This is a genomic window from Sinorhizobium sp. P24N7 (genome assembly GCF_042436655.1).
In the GTDB taxonomy this organism is placed as follows: Bacteria; Pseudomonadota; Alphaproteobacteria; order Rhizobiales; family Rhizobiaceae; genus Sinorhizobium; species Sinorhizobium meliloti_A.
The window spans coordinates 75,715-97,218 of record NZ_JBHMIW010000011.1; the positions used below are offsets into that span (position 1 = coordinate 75,715).

19 protein-coding genes are annotated in these 21,504 nt (G+C 62.6%); 6 read left to right on the top strand and 13 right to left on the bottom strand.

What is annotated here, in order from left to right:
• Positions 1 to 3 precede the first annotated feature (3 nt).
• From ACFHWW_RS19965 to ACFHWW_RS19980, 4 genes are all read right to left on the bottom strand, one after another.
• Entirely contained in the window at positions 4 to 936 is a 933-nt protein-coding gene (locus tag ACFHWW_RS19965; RefSeq protein WP_100670876.1) for an ABC transporter permease, read from the bottom strand.
• A gap of 8 nt (positions 937 to 944) precedes the next feature.
• Positions 945 to 2,042, bottom strand: coding sequence for an ABC transporter permease (locus tag ACFHWW_RS19970; RefSeq protein ID WP_275600092.1), 1,098 nt, complete (start codon positions 2,040 to 2,042; stop codon positions 945 to 947).
• A gap of 149 nt (positions 2,043 to 2,191) precedes the next feature.
• Positions 2,192 to 3,175 carry a BMP family protein gene (locus ACFHWW_RS19975; RefSeq protein WP_338284179.1) on the bottom strand — a complete coding sequence of 328 codons (984 nt, stop codon included), beginning with the start codon at positions 3,173 to 3,175 and terminating at the stop codon, positions 2,192 to 2,194.
• A gap of 52 nt (positions 3,176 to 3,227) precedes the next feature.
• A complete protein-coding gene (locus tag ACFHWW_RS19980; protein ID WP_379940360.1) occupies positions 3,228 to 4,526 on the bottom strand; it encodes an amidohydrolase family protein in 1,299 nt (432 codons plus the stop codon).
• 466 nt (positions 4,527 to 4,992) lie between these two features.
• On the opposite strand from ACFHWW_RS19980, the gene ACFHWW_RS19985 reads away from it, so the two are divergent.
• Genes ACFHWW_RS19985 through ACFHWW_RS20005 form a run of 5 tightly spaced genes read left to right on the top strand, consistent with a single transcriptional unit; the run spans position 4,993 to position 10,531 of the window.
• Positions 4,993 to 5,772 carry a GntR family transcriptional regulator gene (locus ACFHWW_RS19985; RefSeq protein ID WP_379940362.1) on the top strand — a complete coding sequence of 260 codons (780 nt, stop codon included), beginning with the start codon at positions 4,993 to 4,995 and terminating at the stop codon, positions 5,770 to 5,772.
• Positions 5,773 to 5,821: 49 nt separating this feature from the next.
• On the top strand, positions 5,822 to 6,685 hold the full coding sequence (locus ACFHWW_RS19990; protein ID WP_324764357.1) for a xanthine dehydrogenase family protein subunit M: 864 nt from the start codon (positions 5,822 to 5,824) through the stop codon (positions 6,683 to 6,685).
• Positions 6,682 to 7,167: a (2Fe-2S)-binding protein gene (locus tag ACFHWW_RS19995; RefSeq protein ID WP_379940364.1), complete on the top strand. Its 486-nt coding sequence runs from the start codon at positions 6,682 to 6,684 to the stop codon at positions 7,165 to 7,167. Before ACFHWW_RS19990 ends, ACFHWW_RS19995 begins: the two co-directional genes overlap by 4 nt.
• A complete protein-coding gene (locus tag ACFHWW_RS20000; RefSeq protein ID WP_379940366.1) occupies positions 7,164 to 9,482 on the top strand; it encodes a xanthine dehydrogenase family protein molybdopterin-binding subunit in 2,319 nt (772 codons plus the stop codon). The genes ACFHWW_RS19995 and ACFHWW_RS20000 overlap by 4 nt, the downstream gene beginning before the upstream one ends.
• Entirely contained in the window at positions 9,482 to 10,531 is a 1,050-nt protein-coding gene (locus tag ACFHWW_RS20005; protein WP_338284174.1) for a GTP-binding protein, read from the top strand. Before ACFHWW_RS20000 ends, ACFHWW_RS20005 begins: the two co-directional genes overlap by 1 nt.
• A gap of 211 nt (positions 10,532 to 10,742) precedes the next feature.
• Here ACFHWW_RS20005 and ACFHWW_RS20010 read toward each other — a convergent pair whose 3' ends face one another.
• The 5 genes from ACFHWW_RS20010 to ACFHWW_RS20030 all read right to left on the bottom strand — a co-directional run bounded on the left by ACFHWW_RS20010 (position 10,743) and on the right by ACFHWW_RS20030 (position 16,297).
• A complete protein-coding gene (locus tag ACFHWW_RS20010) occupies positions 10,743 to 12,134 on the bottom strand; it encodes a nucleobase:cation symporter-2 family protein (RefSeq protein WP_379940368.1) in 1,392 nt (463 codons plus the stop codon).
• A 78-nt stretch (positions 12,135 to 12,212) separates the two neighbouring features.
• Complete coding sequence (locus ACFHWW_RS20015; RefSeq protein ID WP_324764353.1) at positions 12,213 to 12,845, bottom strand: UbiX family flavin prenyltransferase; 633 nt, start codon at positions 12,843 to 12,845, stop codon at positions 12,213 to 12,215.
• 30 nt (positions 12,846 to 12,875) lie between these two features.
• The gene (locus ACFHWW_RS20020; protein ID WP_379940370.1) at positions 12,876 to 14,249 is read right to left on the bottom strand and encodes a UbiD family decarboxylase; all 1,374 of its coding nucleotides are present in this window, start codon (positions 14,247 to 14,249) and stop codon (positions 12,876 to 12,878) included.
• A 140-nt stretch (positions 14,250 to 14,389) separates the two neighbouring features.
• Complete coding sequence (locus ACFHWW_RS20025; RefSeq protein WP_379940372.1) at positions 14,390 to 15,331, bottom strand: amidohydrolase family protein; 942 nt, start codon at positions 15,329 to 15,331, stop codon at positions 14,390 to 14,392.
• A 39-nt stretch (positions 15,332 to 15,370) separates the two neighbouring features.
• On the bottom strand, positions 15,371 to 16,297 hold the full coding sequence (locus ACFHWW_RS20030) for an amidohydrolase family protein (protein ID WP_018095905.1): 927 nt from the start codon (positions 16,295 to 16,297) through the stop codon (positions 15,371 to 15,373).
• A gap of 311 nt (positions 16,298 to 16,608) precedes the next feature.
• Between ACFHWW_RS20030 and ACFHWW_RS20035 the strand changes: the two genes are divergently transcribed.
• Positions 16,609 to 17,103 (top strand): DUF2243 domain-containing protein, encoded by a 495-nt coding sequence (locus ACFHWW_RS20035; protein WP_338284171.1) that lies wholly within the window; start codon positions 16,609 to 16,611, stop codon positions 17,101 to 17,103.
• An 18-nt stretch (positions 17,104 to 17,121) separates the two neighbouring features.
• Here the strand turns inward: ACFHWW_RS20035 and ACFHWW_RS20040 are convergent, their stop codons facing one another.
• From ACFHWW_RS20040 to ACFHWW_RS20055, 4 genes are read right to left on the bottom strand one after another with little or no spacing between them, the layout of a single operon-like run.
• On the bottom strand, positions 17,122 to 18,003 hold the full coding sequence (locus ACFHWW_RS20040) for a dihydrodipicolinate synthase family protein (RefSeq protein WP_338284170.1): 882 nt from the start codon (positions 18,001 to 18,003) through the stop codon (positions 17,122 to 17,124).
• Positions 18,003 to 19,649, bottom strand: coding sequence for an ABC transporter ATP-binding protein (locus ACFHWW_RS20045; RefSeq protein ID WP_379940375.1), 1,647 nt, complete (start codon positions 19,647 to 19,649; stop codon positions 18,003 to 18,005). The genes ACFHWW_RS20040 and ACFHWW_RS20045 overlap by 1 nt, the downstream gene beginning before the upstream one ends.
• The gene (locus tag ACFHWW_RS20050; protein ID WP_379940377.1) at positions 19,642 to 20,565 is read right to left on the bottom strand and encodes an ABC transporter permease; all 924 of its coding nucleotides are present in this window, start codon (positions 20,563 to 20,565) and stop codon (positions 19,642 to 19,644) included. The genes ACFHWW_RS20045 and ACFHWW_RS20050 overlap by 8 nt, the downstream gene beginning before the upstream one ends.
• Positions 20,566 to 20,579: 14 nt before the next feature.
• Positions 20,580 to 21,494: an ABC transporter permease gene (locus ACFHWW_RS20055; RefSeq protein ID WP_003532054.1), complete on the bottom strand. Its 915-nt coding sequence runs from the start codon at positions 21,492 to 21,494 to the stop codon at positions 20,580 to 20,582.
• Positions 21,495 to 21,504 lie beyond the last annotated feature (10 nt).

The following is a 21,504-nucleotide window of genomic DNA, read 5'->3' on the forward strand; positions in this document are numbered from 1 at the left end:
CCCTCAGCTTTTCTTGTAGGCGACGCCGAGCATGCTCGGTGTGTCGACCCGGTTTCGGACGAATATCAGCGCCGCGATCGTCATGACGTAGGGCAGCGCCTGGAAGAGCTGATAGGGGAGGAAGAGCACCGGCTGCGCCTGCAATTGCAGCTGCAACGCATAGAACACCCCGAAGAGCAGCGAGACGATGAAGGCGCCGATCGGCGACCATCTCGCAAAGACCACCACCGCAAGGGCGATGAAGCCGCGGCCCGAGGAAATGCCTTCGACGAACTGGTTGGAGTGAGCGAGCGTCAGAAAGGCGCCGCCGAGCGCCGCGAGCGCCGAGCAGATGAGCACCGCGCCATAGCGGTAGAGCGCTACGCTGCGGCCCGAAACGTCGACAGCCCTGGGATGCTCGCCGACGGCGCGAAGCGTCAGGCCGAACGAAGTCCTGTAGAGCACGAAGACGGCAAGCGCGGCCACCGGAAGCGTGCTGTAGACAAAGGCGTTCTGCCGGAAGAAGGCTTCGCCGAAGAACGGCAGATCGCTCAGCCACGGCAGATTGATTGGCTTGGCGATCTCGATGCCCTTGCCGGCCGAGGAAAAATAGGCGCGGAACAGAAAAGCCGTCAGGCCGAGGCCGAGCAGGTTGATGGCAGCGCCCACCACGATCTGGTCCGCCTTGATCGTGATGGTGAAGAACGCAAACAACAGGCCGACGAGAACACCCGCGGCGATCGCCGCGGCGACTCCGAGCAGGATGCTTCCGCTGGTGAAGGCGGCGGCGAAACCGGCAAAGGCACCCGCCAGCATCACGCCTTCGAGGCCGATATTGAGGACGCCGGCGCGCTCGGAAAACACTTCGCCGATTGATGCGAACATCAGCGGCGCTGCCAGCCGCCATGAGGCTGCGATGGTCGCGGCGAGAAAGCTCAGGCTTGCTACATCTTCCATGGGTCCACCTATTCGGAAGGGCGCATCGACGGGATCCGCAACACGGCAAATCCCACGACCGAGAGAATGACGATGCCCTGAATCACGAGCACGAGAACCTGAGGCACCTGCGCCGTGATCTGCATGAGCTCGGAGCCGCTTCGCAGGATTGCAAACAAGAGGCCCGAGAAGACCGCTCCAATCGGATTGTTGTTTGCGAGAAGAGCGACGGCGATCCCTTCGAAGCCGTAGCCCGGAGAGATCGACTGAAAGAGCCGCCGGGTGACGCCGGCGATCTCGAAGGCACCTGCGAGCCCGGCCATGCTGCCGCTCAGGCAGATCGACAGCATGATGTTCCTGGGAACGCTGATCCCGGCATAGCGCGCGGCGTCCGGGCTGATGCCGACCACCCTCAGCGCATAGCCCCGGGTGCTGCGAAACAGGAAAACATACATCACGACGGCAAGCGCCAGGGCGACGAGGATGCCGATGTGGAGGCGGGTCGGCGGCAGGATGCGCGGCATCCACGCCTCCTGGACCAGCCGGGCGGATTGCGGATAGGCCGCAGCCGCATCCCGCAATGGGCCGGTCACGAGATAGCTCGTCATGATGATGGCGATGTAATTCAGCATGATCGTCGTCACGATCTCGCTCGCCCGGAAATAGACCTTCAGAAGTCCGGCGATCGCCGCCCATGCCGCACCGGCAAGAGCGCCTGCGAGCATGACGAGCGGCACATAGACCCATGCGCTCAATCCGTCGAAGGAAACGCCCACGGCGGTTGCGGCGATGGCGCCGGCATAGAATTGCCCCTCGGCGCCAATGTTCCAGATGCTGCAGCGGAAGGCGACGCAAAGGCCGACGCCTATCAGGATCAGCGGCGTCGCCTTCAGGAGAATTTCGGCGATCGAGCGGGTGTCCTGGAAGACGCCAAGTACCATCACGTCGATCACGGCGCGTGCTTCGTAGCCGTTGAAGGCAAGAAGCGCCGCCCCGCATGCGAGAGCCACAACGACAGCGGCGACCGGCTGGATGATCGTGCGTAAAGGACCGAGCAGGCCTCGCCAGAGGGCGCCATAGGCCTGGGGGACAACCGCCAGCGGCTGTCCGCTTTCACTGTTTGCCATGAGTTTGCTGCCTTCGGATTAGGAAAAGCCTGAAGCTTTCCATCGAACAATCGATCGAAGCGGTTATCGTGGCCGGATGGGGCGCATGCGAATGGCCGGGCCGGCCCGATCCTTCGGGCAGTGCCCCATCCTTCTTGTACCTGCGGGCGTTATTTCTGCCGGGTCTTGATTTCACCGGCTGCGATCTTGCCCTTCACCTCATCGACGTATTTGCGTACGTCCTCCGTCACCGGATTTGCAGCCTGCTCATTATAGGTGAACCTCATGACGTCGGCATCTTTCAGGCCGAATTCGACATTGGTCGTCGGCTTTTTGCCGTTCTTGATGTCCCCGACGATGCGGATGACGCCCCGGGCATAGTCGGCGACGTAAAGCCCGAGGATGTTCTTGGGAGCGACCGAGGTGTAGTCGCTGAAGATGCTGAACGTCTTGACGTCGGCACCGGATTCCGCGGCTGCCTGGAATCCCCCCACCGTCGCCCCTGAAGCATTCGGCAGCACGAAGTCGGCCCCTTGCGAAATCAGGCTGAGGCTTGCCTCCTTGGTCGCGGTCGCGTCGGTGAAGTTGCCGATATAGACTTCACTGACGGGGAAGTCCGGCGCGACGCTTCGCACGCCGTTGGTGAAACCCTCGAAGGCCTCCTTTATCGGTGGGATCTCCATCCCTCCGACGAGACCCGCCTTCTTCCCCGTCTTGGCCGCGATCACGCCCATCAGGTAGAAAGGTTGGCTCGTATCCGTGTTGAGGCCGATGACATTTCCCTCGGATATGTAGCTCGAGGAAATAAGAAAGACCGTATCGGGATATTCCGGCGCGACCTCGAGAGCGGCATCCTGAAACTCGAAGCCGTGCCCGAGAATGACGTTGTAGCCCTGGCTGGCGAAGTCGCGGAAGGCTTTCTCGAAGGATGCAGGGTTCTGCTGCAGCTCGACATAGCTGACCTCGGCACCAAGTTCCTTCTCCACGCCCTTGAGCGCGTTGAAGCCTATCCTGTTCCATCCTTCTTCCGAAATGCTGCCGGGAACCAGCAGTCCCATCTTGAACGATGCGCCCCCGGCGAAAGCCGGCCCGGCGGCAATGAGCGCGGCCATTGCGATCGCAGACGCCAAACAGCCTCTTCTGGTAATCATCATGATGCTCCTCCCTTCCTCTCCTCATCATGCCCGTCCGACGGCTTGTTGCCGTTCAGGGGACATCTTCCAATGCGCGTATGGCCTCCATGGCAGGCGATGCGGGTGCTGCAACCGGCCGGCCTTTCGCGAGGACCTGCATGCAGTCGGGACCTCCGCTGACGAGCGCGCTGACATCCTCGCAATCGGTGACGACGAGGTCCGCCCAGGCGCCCTCGCGGATGCCGTAATCGGTGCCGAGATTCATCATGCGTGCCGGTATTGCGGTGATCATGTCATAGGCGGTGGCAAGCTCGTCGCCCCGCAGATGCCCGGCAAGCAGCGTCCAGCGCGCGATCTCGAGCATGTCGCCCGAGCCGGTCGGCACGAACGGATCCTGGATATTGTCGGATGCGGTCGCGATGGCGACCCCCGAACGGATCAGTTCGGCGACGCGCGTCAGACCGCGGGGCGGCAACATGTCGTGGCTGCGGCCCTGCAGGTAGAGATTGGCCGCAGGCAGTGTCACGACGGCGATGTCGAGATCGACCATCTGGTCGCGTATGCGCTCGAATTCCTTCCTCGGCAGCGCGCTCAGGACGGATGCGTGCCCGAGGAGAGTGCGACCCTGCAGGCCAAATCTCCGGACCCGCTCGAACACGGCGTCGAAAAGCGGCCGTTCGGGGTTCAGGTGTTCGTCAAGGTGTAGATCGATGGGCCGGCCATGCCGCTCGGCCGCGGCGAAGAGGATGTCGAGATACCGCATCGGGTCCTCGGCGACCGCCGGGGTGCCCCCGACCGCGTCGGCCTGTTCGACTGCGGCATCGATGTTCTTCTCCAGCCATTCGATATCCTGGTTGGGATGCGGCGTCATGAACGCGACGAGTTGCAGCGTCAGCCGGTCCGCCCATTCCGATCTCAGCCGTGCCAAGGCATTGATGCCGTTGAAGCCGGCATCCTTGTCGACATTGATGTGGCTGCGGATCGCCGTGGTGCCGCGGGCAAGGCAGCGTTCCATGGTCCGTGCCGCACGTCGCGTCACGTCTTCTTCCGGCGCCTGGCGGGCATATCTGGCGAATGCCTCCCGCGCTCCCTGCAAGGTTCCCGAGGGATTGGGCGTGAATTTGAGGACGCCAGTCTTGTCCAGATGCTGGTGGACGTCGACGAAGCCCGGCGAGACGAGCGCGCCGCGGAGATCGACGCCGATCACATCCGGGCCTGCTTCCAGGCGATGGCCGATGCTGGCGATGCGCCCGTCTTCCCCTATGAGAATGTCGCGTTCAGCGCCTGCCGCGGCTTCACCGGCGATGCGGCAGCCACGCAGGAGAAGTGCACGGCCGGCGCCGCCATAACGGGTTCCGAGAACCGTATGCATCGAGTGACTCCATTCCATTCCGTCTGGCCCATTCCGTCTGGCCCATTCGATCTGTATGGAGACTAAGAAGCGGCGATTATTGAGGCAATTTCATAGTAGATATATATTGTTTCGATTTGCTTATGAATTATCCGGCAGCGCCGCATCGCTCAGTGCAGCGTGCGGCTTCGCAAGAAGTAAAATAAGATAACGGCGTGTAATTCTCCATTACATCCCCCGAAAATCAGTTACAAGCGGATAAAAACAGGTTTTTCTCCGGAGAGGGAACCGGTAAAATTCCGAGATTTATTTCATTAGTCCAAGTTTATGCATGATAAGCCGATGGAAATAGCGATCAACCTGCAAGATGCACGCCATCAATACACTGAGTAGTGAATATAAGCATCGATATTTCCGAATAACACATAACGTTGACATCCGATCACCTAAGTATAGATTGTTGACAATCTAATCTGGAGTGTTTCGAATGGCAGCGTCGCCCTTTCTCAGGAGTGCAAGGTACCGTCCCCCGGCTGGGGCCGCGATGAGCGGGCCGGAGGCTGAGCAGCGTGTCGTCCAGGTCATCGTCGAGGCGATCATGCATCATCGGGTGGCCCCCGGCGCCAGGCTGATCGAGCGCGAGCTGGCCATCGCCTCGGGCGCCAACAGGTCGGCCATACGCAACGGGCTCATGCGCCTGGCGCATGCCGGGCTGGTGGAACTCAGTCCCAACAAGGGAGCGTCCATCGCCATGTGCTCGCCCGACGAAGCGCGGCAGATATTCGATGCGCGCATCGTGATCGAGACAGCGACGGTCGAGAAGCTCGCCGGCACGATCGGCGAGGCGGAGCGTGCGCGCCTGCGGTCGTTCGTGGAGGACGAACGCAACGCCTATGAAGAGGGCCGCATGGAAGAAGCCCGGCATCTGTCCCGGCGGTTCCATCTGCTTCTGGCGGAAATGGCCGGCAACGACGTGCTGACCGGGGTGATACGTGACCTCATCAACCGCCAGCCGCTGCTCTCCTGGTCAAGGCCGGACACCGAGCCGCGCTTCTGCGGCAATCACGCGCATTCCGAGATCGTCGAAGCGATAGCAAGCGGAGATGGCGAAAGGGCCGCCCGCCTCAACACGGAGCACCTGCGGGCCCTGGAACGTGAACTGGTGGCCGATCGAGCAGTGGCCATGCAGGCGTTTCGCTCCGTTCAGGCTAACGCGGGGTCCGGCGAAACCGAACGAGGGGAGGATGGCGACCCCGGTTTCGATTGAATCAGTGCGGCACGCGGCGGCGACCGCTGTTTTTTGGGAGGAGGAATGCATGAAACCGTTCGAATATTACGAGCCGGCAAGCCTGGCGGAGGCCAGCGATCTGCTGAGGCGGCTGGGCAAGGATGCCAGCATCATCGCGGGCGGCACCGATCTGCTGGTCGAGATGAAGGAGGAGCTTCGCAGCGTCCTTCACGTCGTCAACATCAAGAAGATCCAGAACCTGAGGGATTTTACCTATGATCCGGCCGCCGGGCTTCGCTTTGGCGCGCTGGTGACGGTCCGGGAGATAGAGACCTCGCCGCATGTCATCGGCAACTATCCGAACCTCGCCAAGGCGGTAAGCCTCCTCGGCTCGGTGCAGGTGCGCAACCGGGCGACCGTGGTCGGCAACATCTGTCGCGCCTCGCCCTCGGCGGATACGATCCCGCCCCTGATCGCCGACGGCGCCAGCCTGACCGTCTATAATGGAGGCACCGAGCGGACCGTTCTGCTGGAGGACTTCTTCACCGGTCCCGGCCGGACTGTTCTTTCGCCCGGAGATATCGTCACCGGCATATCCCTGCCGGCGCCCCGCCCGACGAGCGGCCGCGCCTACATCAAGCACGGCCGCCGCAAGGCGATGGAACTCGCGACCGTCGGCGTTGCCGTCAGTATCGAACACGCGGCCGGGCACTGCTCGGACATCCGCATCGCGCTCGGCGCCGTGGCGCCGACCGTGATCCGCGCCCGCAGGACCGAGGACCTTCTCAGGGGACGGACGATCGACGCGGCGCTGCTGGCCGAGGCTGCGGAAAGCGCAATGCAGGAAGCCACTCCCATCGGCAATGTGCGCGCAAGCGCGGCCTACCGCCGCGACATGGTCGGCGTGCTTACGCGCCGGGCGATCGGCTACGCCATGGGAGGTGCACAATGAACCGGCTCGTTTCGATGAAGGTCAACGGCGAGGCCCGTGAACTCGCGGTTGCTCCCAACCGTACGCTGCTCGATGCGCTGCGCAACGAGGGCAGTCTCACCGGAACCAAGAAAGGCTGCGACGTCGGAGACTGCGGCGCCTGCACGGTCATCATGGACGGAAGGCCGGTCAATGCCTGTCTGGTGCTCGCCGTCGAGGCCGAAGGCGCGACGATCGAGACCATCGAAGGCCTGCAGCCGGCTTACGACCGGCCGCACCTGCTGCAGCAGAAATTCATGGAGCACGGCGGTGCCCAGTGCGGCTTCTGCACACCGGGCATCATCATGATGGCCAAGGCGCTGCTCGACGAAAACCCGGACCCGATCGAGGACGAAATCCGCTTCGCTCTAGCCGGCAATATCTGCCGATGCACCGGCTACACCAAGATCATCGACGCTGTTCGGGCCACGGCCGAGGAACTGAGAAAGGCGGAGACACTATGAACACCTATGAAAGGATCGACAGAGACCTGTCCGACCGGGACTTCACCGTCGTGGGCAAGAGCGTCAAGCGGTCCGATACGCTGGAGAAGGTCACGGGTACGGCCAGATATGCAGGCGACGTCGCCTTGCCCGGCATGCTCCATGCCAAGATGAAGCGCAGCAATGTCGCGCATGCGCGCATCAGGAGCATCGACACGAGCAAGGCGCTGGCGCTCGAGGGGGTCAAGGCGGTGCTGACGCACCGGGACGTCCCACGCGTCCTGCATGCGGGCTCGCCGCATCCGCGCTCGGCATCCGTTACCAAGGACCAGTACATTCTCGATGACAGGGTGCGATACTGGGGCGAGGGCGTCGCCGCCGTCGCTGCCGTCAGCGAGGAAATCGCCGAGCGCGCGGTCGCGCTCATCGACGTCGAATACGAGCCCTTGCCCGGTCTTTTCACCATCGAAGCCGCATCGGAGCCCGGCGCCGCGCCGATCCATGAGAACGGTCTCGACCGGAACCATGTGCTGCCGCCGGTCTTCGTCACCCGCGGCGACGTCGACAAGGGTTTCGCCGAGGCGGATCTGATCCTCGAGCGCGAATACGATCTCGGCCGCCCGACACCGGCCTATATGGAGCCCAATGTCTGTGTGAGCCAGTGGGACGGCAACGGCAAACTCACCATGTGGACCTCGACCCAGAGCGCATTCATGGTCCGCGGCACGCTTGCCGAAGTGCTCGGCGTACCGCTGAACAAGGTACGCGTTATCGTCGATCACATGGGCGGCGGCTTCGGCGCGAAGCAGGATCTTTTTCAGAACGAATTCCTCTGCGCCCTGCTTGCGCGGCAGACGGGGCGTCCGGTCAAGATGGAGTTCAGCCGCAAGGAAACCTTCCTCGGCGGCCGCTCGCGCCACCCCGGCAAGATATGGCTGAAGCAGGGCTTCACCAAAGACGGCCGGATCGTCGCACGCGAAGCCAGGATCACCTTCAACTCCGGCGCCTACGGCTCGCACGGTCCAGGCGTCACCAATGTCGGCACTGCAGCGCTGACCTCGCTCTACCGCTGCGAGAATGTGCGGCTGGAAGGCCGCTGCATCTATACCAATTCGCCGATTGCCGGCGCCTTTCGCGGCTACGGCGTCGTTCAGACATATTATGCGCTCGACCTCATGATGGACGAGGCGGCCGAGAAGCTCGGCTTCGATCCGGCCGAGTTCAAGCTGATGAACGCCGTACGCGAGGGCGACATGGCACCCTCCGGGCACCCGATCGTCGGACATGGCCTCGGGGATTGCATCCGCCGCGTCATGCAGGAGACGAACTGGCACGACTTGCGCATGCGAGAGAAGCCGGAAAGCGTCAGGCGCCGCGGGATCGGGATCGGCTGCGAAATGCATGGATCCAGTGCCTATCCGGGTATCAAGGAACAGGGCAACGCAATCGTGAAGATGAACGAGGACGGAACGGTGACGCTGATCACCGGCACCGCCGGCCTCGGCACCGGCGCGCACACGGCGTTGTCGCAGATCGTCGCCGAGGAACTCGGCGTGCCCTTCGAAGCCGTCTCGGTCGTTCAAGGGGATACCGATATCGTCCCCTGGGATATCGGCGCCTTCGCCAGCCACACGACCTATCTCGGCGGACGGGCGGCTCAGCTCGCGGCCGCCGACGTGCGCAGACAAGTGCTCGAACACGCCGCGCCCCTGCTCAAGGCCGAGCCCGAGGATCTCGCGATCCGGGACGGTTTCGTGGTCGTCACCAACGGCTCGAACCGCAGCATCCGGCTTTGCGAGGCCGTCGGGCCGCAACGGGGAATGCCGGCGGTGCAACTGGTCGGCGTAGGCACCTACATGCCGACCAAGTCCTACTCCTTCGCCGCCCATTTCGCCGAAGTCGAGGTGGATACCGAAACCGGCGAGGTCGCCGTTATCGAGGTCGTGCCGGTACACGAGATCGGCAGGGTCATCCATCCGATCGCCGCGGCCGGACAGATCGAGGGCGGCATTCAGCAGGGCATCGGCCACACCCTCAGCGAGGATTATGTCATCGACCTTACCGATGGCCGTTCCCTCAATCCCAGCTTCGTCGATTACAAGATGCCCTTGTCGATGGACATGCCGTCGATCCGCACCATCATCCTCGAAACGGCGCCGGATCCCGGCGGTCCCTACGGTGCCAAGGGCGTCGGGGAGGATCCGATCATCGCGATCGGACCGGCTATCGCCAACGCCATCCACGACGCCATCGGCGTCCGCTTCCACCACTACCCGATAACGCCGGAGCAAGTGTTGAACGCCCTCAAGTCCAAAGCCAACGAAACGAGGCAGTGATGCAGACCAACCATCTTCAGGACAGCAAAATTCCCGTCACGATCCTGACCGGCTTCCTCGGTGCCGGAAAGACAACGCTTTTGAACCACATATTGACGGAACGACACGGTCACCGCATCGCGGTGATCGAAAACGAATTCGGCGAGGTGGATGTGGACTCGGATCTCGTGCTCGCCTCCGAGGAAGAGATCTACCAGATGAAGAACGGCTGCATTTGCTGCTTCGTCGATGTGCGCAACGATTTGATAGAGGTGCTGCAGAAGCTGCTTGCCCGAAAGGACAAGTTCGACCACATCCTGGTCGAGACCAGCGGGCTTGCCGATCCGACCCCCGTCGCGACGGCTTTCTTCATCGATGATGAAATCGGCAAGCACGTAACGCTGGACGGCATCGTGACGCTGGTCGATGCCAAGCACATAGGGCAGCATATCGACGATCCCGTCCTGGACGGACGCGACAACCAGGCCGTCGACCAGATCGTCGCCGCCGACCGCATCATCATCAACAAGATCGACCTCGTATCGGAAGGAGAGATCGCTCCGCTCGAGCGCGGCATGCGCAAGCTCAACCAGACCGCCGAAATCGTACGCTCGAGCTACGGCAAGGTGGAGCTGTCGAGCATTCTCGGCATTTCAGGCTTCGCGCCGTCCTACGTCGCCGAACGTGCCAAGCTGCTCGACCTCGATCACCATCACCACCACGATCATCACCACCATAACCATCATCTGCATGACGCGACGGTCAGCTCGGAATCCTTCGTCTTCGACCGGCCTTTCGACCAGCGCCGCCTGACGGACTATCTCTCGGGCCTGCTTCGGGAGGAAGGCGACGACATCTTCCGGACCAAAGGCATCATAGCGATTGCCGACGATCCTCGCTTCTTCGTGCTGCAGGCGGTGCACAAGCTGATGGACTTCCGTCCGGACCATGTCTGGGGGAAGGACATGCCTTACACGAAGCTGGTCTTCATCGGCCGCAACCTCGACCGGGCGGCGCTGGAAAAAGGACTGGAGCTTTGCCTTGCCTCGGCGGGCAGTACGGATAATTGATCCGGGGGAATGACGCCAATCCGCCGAGGCCGGGAGGCTTCGGCGGATTTGTCATGTTTGAGCGGGAACAGCGGATCCCACTTGCCGCAGCCCGGCCGGAAAAGGCGAGGGCGGAAGGGGGCATCCTCACCCGCCGTTGATTGCATAAAACCGCACCGCCCCCGGAGATGGCCGGGGGCGGTGCATGCCGTGCATTCGCTTGCGGGTGCGCCTAGCCGGGATGCCGCATGGCGCCCTCACCGAGCAAATCCGGCTGCACCTCCTCGCGCGGAGGAACGCCGTTAAAGAGCAGGTTGAGCAGCACCGCCGAGAAGGTTCCGACGAGAACGCCGCTGTGGAAGAACCGGTCGATGAACTCCGGCAGCTGGGCGAAGATCTTGTCGGCGACCACCGGGATCATCGCGAGGCCGACGCTGACGGCGACGATGTAGAGGTTGCGGCGGTTGTCCACGAAGTTGACCCGGGCGAGAATCTTGACGCCCGTCGCCGAGACCATGCCGAACATCACGATCGCGGCGCCCCCGACGACATAGCTCGGTATCGACGCGGTGATGAATGCGATCTTCGGCAGGCAGCCGAGAAGGATCAGGACCACGCCGCCCGCTGCAACCGCCCAGCGGCTCATCACACCGGTGATCTGGAGCAGGCCCACATTCTGGGCATATGTGGTGTATGTGAAGGTGTTGAATATCCCACCGATAATGTTGCCGAGACCATCCGTGCGCAGCCCGCGCGCCAGGTCGGCTTCGCTGATCGTGCGGCCTGCCATGTCGCCGACGGCCAGGATCTGGCCGGTCGCTTCGATCATCATGACGATCATGACCGTGCAGAGCGCAACCGTCGCCCACAGGTCGAATATCGGCATGCCGAAGGCGAACGGCGTCACGACCGTGATCCAGCTCGCATCGGCGACCCCTTGGAAGTCCACCTTTCCGAAAGCGACAGCGATGGCAAATCCGATCCCTATGCCGAACAGGACGGCCAGGTTCGCGAGAAATCCCTTGAGAAAGCGGGTCATCAGGAGAATGGAAACCAGCACGATGGCAGCGACCGCAAGAGCGAAGGGCTGACCGTAGGCCGGATTGGGAATGAGCCCGTCCGGGCCTTTTATCATGGGTTGTCCACCCGCCGCCCAGTTTACTCCGACCCGCATCAGGGACAGGCCGATGACCAGCATCACCGTGCCGGTGACCACCGCCGGGAAGAAGCGAACCCAGCGGCTGAAATAGGGGGCGGCCAGAAGCGTGAACACGCCGGATGCGATGACCGCACCGAGAACGCCGGGCATTCCGAGGTCCGGATCCGTGCCCGTGGCGATGATCGGGGGAACCGCGGTAAAGCCGATGCCCATCATGATCGGCAGACGCGCGCCGACGTTCCAGATGCCGAGACACTGGATGAGGGTGACGATGCCGCAGCAGAAAAGATCCGCGCTGATCAGCATGGCGATCTGATCCTTGGAGAGATTCAGCGCGCTGCCGATGATTAGGGGAACCGCGATGGCACCGGCATACATCACCAGGACATGCTGCAGGCCGAGCGCCGCCAGTTTCGGCGCGGGAAACATTTCTTCGATAGCATCGCACTTCGAGTCCGTATTCATTTCGCTCCTCCCATAATTTTTCCAAGAGCCTGACGCCGAACCCCGACCCTCCTCCGGCCGGCGAACGGGCGGTATTCCTCACCTCATCTTCACCTCGATATCTTCACGTGGGCGGGAAGGGACGGCAGCGCGCCGCCCGCTCCAGCGATGTGCGAGCCCGGTATCGATATCGAACAGATCAAGGACGCGTGCCACGGTATGATTGACCATCTCGTCCAGCGTCTGCGGACGGGCATAGAAGGCCGGGACGGGGGGACAGATGATCGCCCCCGCCTCCGTCGCCTGGGCCATCGAACGAATATGGCCGATGTGCAATGGCGTTTCACGCAGCATGAGAACCAGCCGGCGGCGTTCCTTCAGCGTTACATCGGCCGCCCGGGACAGTAAGCCGGAAGTTACGCCGGTTGCGATTTCCGACAGGGTCTTGATCGAGCAGGGTGCAACGATCATCCCGAGCGTGCGGAAAGAACCGCTGGAGCACGAGGCGCCGATGTCCTTGTTGGAATGGACGCAGCAGGCGAGGGCTTCGACGTCGGCGACCTTGAAGTCCGTTTCCATCGCCAGCGTGATCTGGGCGGCTCGGCTCATCACGAGGTGCGTCTCGATGTCCAGATCCCGCAGGATCTCCAGGAGGCGGATGCCGTATATCACGCCGGAGGCGCCGCTGATGCCGACGATGATCCGCTTTCTCTGTTCCCGGTCCGCCTTCATCGCTTTCACCTCCAAGCGTCGCCATTGTCTCTAAGGACGGCCGAATTTCGCGAGAATCGCCGAAGCGCGGTCGAAGGCAGCCTCGTCGATCCTGGCGAGCACGCCGTGAAAATCAGGCCCGCGGGTCGCGTCGAGGCCCATGCGGGACGTCGTACCGATACCGGATGCCGAAGGGTCGAGCGCGTTGCCGGGCAGCCCTTCGATGATGACGACATCCTTGTGCGGCTGGAAATGGGCGGACATGGCCCAAAGCACGTCGGAATCCCGCGTTATGTCCACGTCGGCATCGACGGCGATCACGGTCTTCAGATAAGCGTCCCAGCCGAGCAGTCCGAGCATGATCTGTCGGGCCTCGCCGGGTCTCGTCTGGTTGAGGGCGACATAGGCGTGAAAATGCGTGCCGGATGCCGGATAGTGGACTGCCGTCACGCTCGGGAAGCGCTGCTTCAGCTTTTCCACCATCTCCGCCTCGCGCGGAACACGGCCGAGGTTGAGATGTTCGGACGAGTTGCCGCCGGCGACGCTGACAAGGATGGCGTCCTTGCGGCGCAGCAACGTCTCGACGCGAAACAGATTGTTCGTCGATCGGTCGGACGAGTAGCCCGTGAACTCTCCGAAGGGCCCTTCGGCAACCTGCGTTTCGGGCTCGATCACCCCTTCCAGTACGATTTCGGCATAGGCCGGAACCCGGATGCCGTATTTCGGCGTCCGAACCACCTCGAGCGGCTCGCCGATGAGGCCGCCGGCGACGTCGCGCTCGTCCTCACCGAACGCCAGGCGCGCCGAGGCTGCGATCATGAAGAGAGGATGCGCGCCGATGACCATGGCGACCTTCAGGTTCTCGCCGCGGTCCTTGGCCATGTTGAGCAGCCGCCACAGATGTCCGCGCGAATGCAGGCTCGTCGCCAGCTCGTTCTTCGAATGGATCATGGCGCGGTGATAGCTGAGATTGCCGGCGCCGGTGTCGGGATGCTCGGCGATGATTATGCCGCTGGTGATGTATTTCGCCCTGTCAGTCGCGAAGTGCTTCAGCATCGGCAGCGTGCCTAGATCGATGTCGTGCTCTTCCACGCATTCGGTCACCGGTCCGCTGTCGACCAGCCGCGGCGGCAGGGCTTGCCGCGAGCGTGCCTGATAGGCTTCGTGCAGCCGGTCCTGGGAGGTCCCGAACATCCGGGCGATCCGCTCGCGCGATCCGAAGGTGTTGGCGATCACTTCGCCGCCGACGCCCTCGACGTTGCGGAAATGCAGGAGCGGCGCCCGGCCTTGCTGGTTGAGCTTCCAGATGAACGCCGATGCGTCCTGGTCGTCCGTGATACGGTCTTCGATGGTGAGTACGTCTTCGGGATACGCCTTCTGGTATTCCCGGAGAAAGTAGCGGACGTCCTGGCTGCCGAACTCCATAATACTGCCCTTCGCGGTGTCGTTACTTCACATGAGCGGGCAGCGGCCTTGGAGGGAGCCGCTGCCCTGGAGCGGGATGAGGAAAATGCGAGCGATGTTCCGCCCGAATCCCGCTCTGACTGGGGATCGACCGGGGCCGATCAGGCAGGAGTAGGCTGGCGCTCCTCTCGCCTCAGACCCGCATATGTATCGGTCAGGCGCGCCTGAGCTTCCTCGAGATTGCGTGGCGGAGGGGTCGGGTCGATGCCGACGAGCTTGGCGATGTTGTTGCCGAGATAGCCCTCGAGATCGTCTTCGGAAAGCCCGAGGCCGTGGGGCGGTTCGTGGCAGAGAACCTCGAGCTCGCGCAGCCACATGCCGGGTTCGTTTGGCGGCGAGTCCGTACCGAAGACGATCTTGTGTTTCGGCAGCTCTTTCGCGAATTCGACGATGCGGGATTGGAAGCACCAACCGGACTCGCAGTAGACGTTGGGTGTATCCATCGCCATCCAGAAAGACTCGAACGAGTAGTTGCCCCCGGTCTGGATCCCGAAATGCCCGATGATGAAATTGACCATCGGGAACTCGCGAATGATCGGATAGAACATCGTCGGAATGGTGTAGGGCCCGTCACCGGTGTGGATGAGCACGGCCACTCCGAGTTCCGCGCACTTCTTCATCGCCGGGCGAAGCCAGTCGAGGGCCCGGTCGGGCCGGTAACCATGCATGTTGGCATGCAGCTTCAGCATCTTGAAGCCGTATTCCTTGACATGGAATTCGAGCTCGGCCGCGCCGTTCTCTGGCCCCCAGCGGGGATTGTAGTTGAAGTTGCCGATGAAGCGGTCCGGGTATTTTTGGCAAAGTTCGGCGATATACGCCATGTAATCGCGGATGCCTTCGCGGCCCATGCGGTTGCCGTCGCGATAGCCTGTATTGCCGGGCGGCGGCTGGATGAAGCCCATGTCGATCCGGCGAGGCTTGCCGTTGATCATATAGGGTCCGTCCATCAGTTTCAGCATGCGCTCGCCGTTGAAGGGCGTGCCGGTGTGGCGCCATGCCTCGTCGACCAGATTGGTCGGGTGGAGGTGGGTATCGATGATCATGCTATTTCTCCGATTTCATGAAACGCGCGTGCGGAAGGCTCATGCCGGCTGAAGGCTGGCATGGGTGCCCTTGAGGCGGGCCTGTGCCTCCTCCAGGCTGCGCGGCGGCGGTGTCGGATCGAGACCGATCATCCGGGCGATGTTGTTGCCGAGGTAGTCCTCGAGCGTATCCTCGTCGAGGTTCAGCCCCTGGGGCGGCTCGTGGCACAGCACCTCGAGAAGGCGCAGCCACATTCCCGGCTCGTTCGGGGGCGTGTCGGTGCCGAACAGGATCTTGTGCTTCGGCAGCTCCTTGGCGAATTCGACGATGCGCGACTGCAGGCACCAGCCGGATTCGACATAGATGTTCGGCGCATCCATCGCCATCTGGAACGGCTCGAAGACATAGACGCCACCCGTCTGCACGCCGAAGTGCCCGAGGACGAAATTGACCGACGGAAACTCTCGAATGATCGGATAGAATTCGGTCGGGATGCTGTAGGGGCCGTCGCCGGTATGCACCTTTACGATGAGGCCGAGATCGGCGCATTTCCGCATCGCGGGTCGCAGCCAGTCGAGCGCCCGGTCGGGGCGGTAGGCGTGCATGTTCGCCTGAAGCTGCACCATCTTGAAGCCGTATTCCTTGGCGTGGTGCTCGATTTCTTCGGCGCCGTTCTGGGTGCCGTAGCGCGGATTGTAGACGAAACAGCCGAGGAAGCGGTCCGGATATTTCTGAACGAGCTCGACGGTGTAGGACATGTAGTCCCGGATCGCCGCCTTGCCGGTCAGATCGCCGTAGCCGTCGGTGTAAATCGTGTTGCCCTGCGGGGGCTGGATGAAAGCTTTGTCGATGCGGCGCGGCTTCCCGTTCACATAATAAGGGCCGTCCATCATCTTGAGGAGGCGCTCACCTGTAAAAGGCTCGCCATCGTGCCGCCAGGCCAGATCCACAATCTTGGTCGGGTAGCAGCTAATGTCGATAATCATCAGTCTCTCCAAAGTTGCCGTCAATCCAATTCACGGATTGTCCGTGAGCGAAGCGCCCCGGAGTTCGACGTCAACTTTGCTGAAGGCGAGGTCAGAAAGATCCGGCGGGCTGCGGTCTGCGCGATCGCATGCCAGCAATTCCCGACCGGATGTTGTATCGTGAGATACTAACGCGGCTGACCGCTTCTACTGACGTGGAGAATACTAAGACAGCTTAGGTGGAATGAAAAGTACATTTCATCAAACTGATCAATTAATAAATATTTCGAAAGAATGCATTCTGTGAGTGGTTGCTGAGCGGAGTACAAATATTGGACGACACCGCAAAAGAAAACGGAGAATTTCCCGCTGCGGCCGGGATCCTCCTCGGCCTGGGGCTCGGGGGCTTCTTCGACGGCATCGTTCTGCATCAGGTGCTGCAGTGGCATCACATGCTGAGCAGCGCAGGCTTTCCCCCCGACAGCCTCGAAAATCTGAGATTGAATACGTTCTTCGACGGCCTCTTCCATGTGGCCACATACGTCTTCGTCGTGCTGGGCCTGATCGTTCTGTGGCGCCGGGGGCGGCGGACGCCCCTGCTTTGGTCGGCAAGGCTTATTGCCGGTACCTTCCTCATCGGCTTCGGTGCCTTCAACCTGATCGAAGGCACCGTCAACCACCAGATCCTCGGCCTGCATCACGTCAACGAGACCGTGCCGCACGACCAGTGGGTCTACTGGGACACAGGCTTTCTGCTCTGGGGAGCCTCGATGCTGATTGCCGGATGGGTCCTGTACCGGTCCGGTAAACGAGAGCGTTCGAGATGACGGCTAGGGGGAACCGCCTCACAGCAGCCGGTGCCGCACCAGAATCTCCCGAATGCTTGCGTCCTGCTCCTCGCTCGGGAGCAGCGCCGGCTGGCGGGAGGCCCCGACGGAGGGATCCTGCAGGTAAAGTGAGCGCTTGACCAAGGCCGGCGGGAAGCCGAGAGCGTAAAGTTCGGTGCGGAAGGCGGTGTAGAGTGCCTGCTGGCGTTCCGCCTCGGCAATGTTCCCGTTGTTGAACGCGCTGAGAATGCCGGCGAGGACCTCCGGCATTGCATTGCCGAGGCCGGAAATGCAGCCGGCCGCACCGTTCTGCAGCGACCAGAGAACCAGATGGTCGGGCCCGGAATAGACTTCGAAGCCCGGCACGTCGCGCGCCACCTGCAGATAGGCCTCGAGCGTATCCTGCGCACCGCCGGAATCCTTGATCCCGGCGATATTGCCGTGCGAGGCAAGCTTCAGAGCCGTCTCCGGCTCGATATGGTTCTGGGTGCGGGAGGGAATGTCATAGAGATAGACGGGGGTCTCTACGGCATTGGCGACCGTCGAGAAGTGCCGGATCAGGCCGTCCTGCGTACAGGCGATGAAGAAGGGCGTGATGACGGCGATGCCGCTGACGCCGATGCGGTCGAAGGCGCGCGCGAGCTGCAGCGTCTCGAAGGTCGCGGGCATGCCGGCATTGACGATGACATCGACGCGGCCGCCGACCTCGTCGACCACTTCCTCGGTGAGCCGGATTTTCTCCTCGTGCGTGAGCGCAGTGAAATCGCCATTGGTGCCGGCGCACATGATATTGTTGCCGGCGGCGACCTGACGGCGCACCTGGGCGCGGGTCGCCTCGTAGTTGATGGTCTCGTCCTCGTTGAAGCAGGTGACGAGGGCGACGAAGGCTTTCTTGGACATCAGTGACTCCGCTTTGGGATGGGAATGTCGGCAGCCCCGGCCGGCACCGATGCGAGGTGGCCGGCCTTTGCATCCGGATCGGGATCGAGGCTGGCCGCGAGAAGGGCGCGGGTATAGGCCTGCCGCGGGGTATCGAAGACCTCGCGGACGGTGCCGAGCTCGACGACCTCTCCCTGCTGCATGACCATGACGTAATCGGCGAAATCGCGAACGACCGGCAGGTCATGGGCGATGAAGATGAAGGCGATCCCCATCTCGCGGCGCAGCCTGTCGAGAAGCTCGATCACCTGCGCCTGGACGGAGACGTCGAGCGCGGAAACGGCCTCGTCGCAGATGATCAGCTGCGGCTCGAGCGCAAGCGCCCGGGCAATGGCGATTCGCTGGCGCTGGCCGCCTGAAAACTGGTGCGGATAGCGGCTCATGTGTTCGGCCGAAAGGCCGACCTGCACCAGGAGCTCCGCCACGCGTTCACGCCATTTCGCCTTGGGCAGGATGTCCGGATGGATGACCCAGGCCTCGGAGATCAGCTGGTAGACCGTCATGCGCGGGTTGAGCGATTGGGTCGGGTCCTGGAACACCATCTGGAGGTCGCGCCTGAGCTTGTAGAGCTCAGCCGGCGAAAGCGCGAACAGGTCGCGGCCCTTCCAGAGCGCCGTGCCGCCATCCGGCTCGTCGAGACGCAAAAGGGCCCGGGCAAGCGTCGATTTGCCGGAGCCGCTTTCTCCGACGACAGCCATTGTCTCGCCGGGCATGAGATCGAAGGAGATGCCCTTCAGCGCTTCGAAGGAGCCGTAGGTCTTGCGCACGTCGCGCACGCTGAGCAGGGGTTCGGCGCGCGCGCCGGGTTCGTGCATCGCGCCCTTGCCGGGGGCGGCGGCGATGAGCTTCTGCGTGTAGGGATGCTGCGGGTTCTTGTAGATCTCGCGCACGGTTCCCGCTTCGACGATGGCGCCCTTTTCCATCACGACGACCCGGTCGGCGATCTCGGAGACGACGCCGAGATCGTGGGTGATGATGAGCACCGCCATGCCCGTTTCGCGCTGAAGCTCCTTCAGAAGCTTCAGCACTTCCGCCTGCACGGTCACGTCGAGCGCGGTGGTCGGTTCGTCGGCGATCAGGAGGTCCGGCCGGAGCGCCAGCGCCATGGCGATCATGACGCGCTGGCGCTGACCGCCGGAGAATTCGTGCGGATATTTGCGCATTGCCCGCTCGGGCTCGGGAATCCCGACGCGGCGAAGGAGCCGCAGCGCCTCTTCGCGCGCCTTGCTGCCGGCGAGCCCGTGCGTGGTCATGGCTTCCGAGATCTGCCAGCCGACGCTGTAGACCGGATTGAGATGGCTGAGCGGATCCTGAAAGATCATGGCGACCCGGCGGCCGTTGACCTCGCGCCGTTCCTCGGCAGGCATTGTCAGCAGGTCCCTGCCGTCGAGCAGGATTTCGCCGGCGCTGATGCGGCCAGGCGGCATGTCGATGAGGTTCATGATCGCCGAGGAGGAGACGGACTTGCCGGAACCGCTTTCACCGAGGATCGCGAGGGTCTCTCCCTTGTCGAGGTGATAGGAGATCGACTTCACCGCATGGACCACGCCGGTCGCGGTGTGGAACTCGACGGAGAGATTACGGACCTCGAGCAGATGTTCAGCCATTTTTGCCGCCCTTCATTTCGAGACGCCAGCGCTGTACCGGATCGAGCGCGATCCGCATCCAGTTGGACAGCAGGTTGAGCGACATGGTGGTGAGAATGATGGCAAGGCCGGGCCAGAAGGAGAGCCACCAGGCATTGGTGAGATATTGCCGGCCCTGCGATATCATCAGGCCCCAGGTGATTTCCGGCGGCTGAATGCCGATGCCGAGGAAGGACAGCGCGCTTTCCGCCAGCATGACATAGGCGAAATCGAGGGTGGCGAGCGTCGTCAGCGTCGGCAGCACGACCGGCAGGATGTGGCGGAAGAGGATGCGCTTGCTGGAGGCGCCCATGACCCGGGCCGCCTGCACGAACATGCGTTCGCGGATCTCCAGCACTTCGGCCCGCGTGGTGCGCAGATAGACCGGAATGCGGGTGATGGCGAGCACCAGCATGAGGTTGAGGATCGAGGAGCCGAGCACATAGAGCACGATCACCGCGATCAGCAGAGACGGGAAGGACATGATCACGTCGGCGAGACGCATGATGATCTGGCTCATGCGCGGCGAGGAAAAGCCGGCGATGAGGCCGAGAACGGTGCCGATCACCGAGGACAGGATCACGGCGCCGGCGGCGACCATCAGGGTGTTCTGGGCCGCAACGATGATGCGGGCGAAGAGCGGACGGCCGAGCGCGTCGGCGCCCATCCACCAGACCCAGGCGCGTGTCCAGTCGAATGGCGGCAGATTGCGGCCGCGCAGGTTCTGCTTCGTCGCCAGGTCGCCCACCCAGGCCGGGCCGATGACGGCTATGACGAGGATGACGAGAAGGAAGATCGCGGCGCAAAGCGCGAACTTGTCCGCCAGCAGCATGCGCAACATGCGTATCGGAAAGGACGGCTCTGCGGCGATGACATTGTCGGTGGTTGCCAGGGTCATGGTCCGTCGCCTCCTCAGTGCCGGATGCGAGGATCGAGCAACGCATAGGCGAGATCGATCAGCACGTTCATGAGGAAGATCGCAATGGCCGTGACGAGGATCGCCGCCAGCACCACGTTGAAATCGCGCTGCAGGATGGAATCGATCATGAGCTTGCCGACGCCGGGAAAGCCGAAGATCGTCTCGACCACGACCGCGCCGTTAAGCAAGCTTGCCGCCTGGTCTCCGACTACGGTGATGACGGGCAGCATCGCATTGCGCAGAGCGTGGATGAAGATGATCGGCCCGGACTTCACGCCCTTTGCCCGTGCGGTCTTCACGTAGGCCGAGGACAGTGCGCTGACCATGGAGCCGCGCACCACCTGGACGATGATGCCGAAGGGGCGGACGAAGAGAACCGCGATCGGCAGGATCCAGTGCACGACCGATCCGGTGCCGGATGTCGGCAGGATCGCGAAGTTGATCGAGAAGATGACGATGGCGACGATCGCCAGCCAGAAATCCGGAACCGACGCGCCGATGAGCGAGACCATCGACGACAGCCGGTCGAAGAAACCGCCGGAGCGGAAGGCACCCAGCGAGCCGACGACGATCGCCGCTCCCGTGACGAGCGTCATCGTGATGACGGCAAGCCAGAGGGTCCAGGTGAAGGCTTCGAGGACGACATCGAGCGCAGGGCGGGCCTTGCGCAGGGATTCGCCGAGATCGCCGGTGACGACATCTCCCACATAGCGGGCGAACTGGACGAGGATCGGATCGTTCAGTCCGTGCAGCTCGCGGAACTGCTCCTTCATCTCGGCGGAGGCTTCGACGGGCAGAAACAGCGCCGCCGGGTCGCCGGTCATCCGGGACAGGAAGAATACCATGACGATCAGGCCGATGAGCGAGATCAGGCTTGCGAGCGCACGTTGGCGGATGAATCTGAGCATGGCAGCCCTC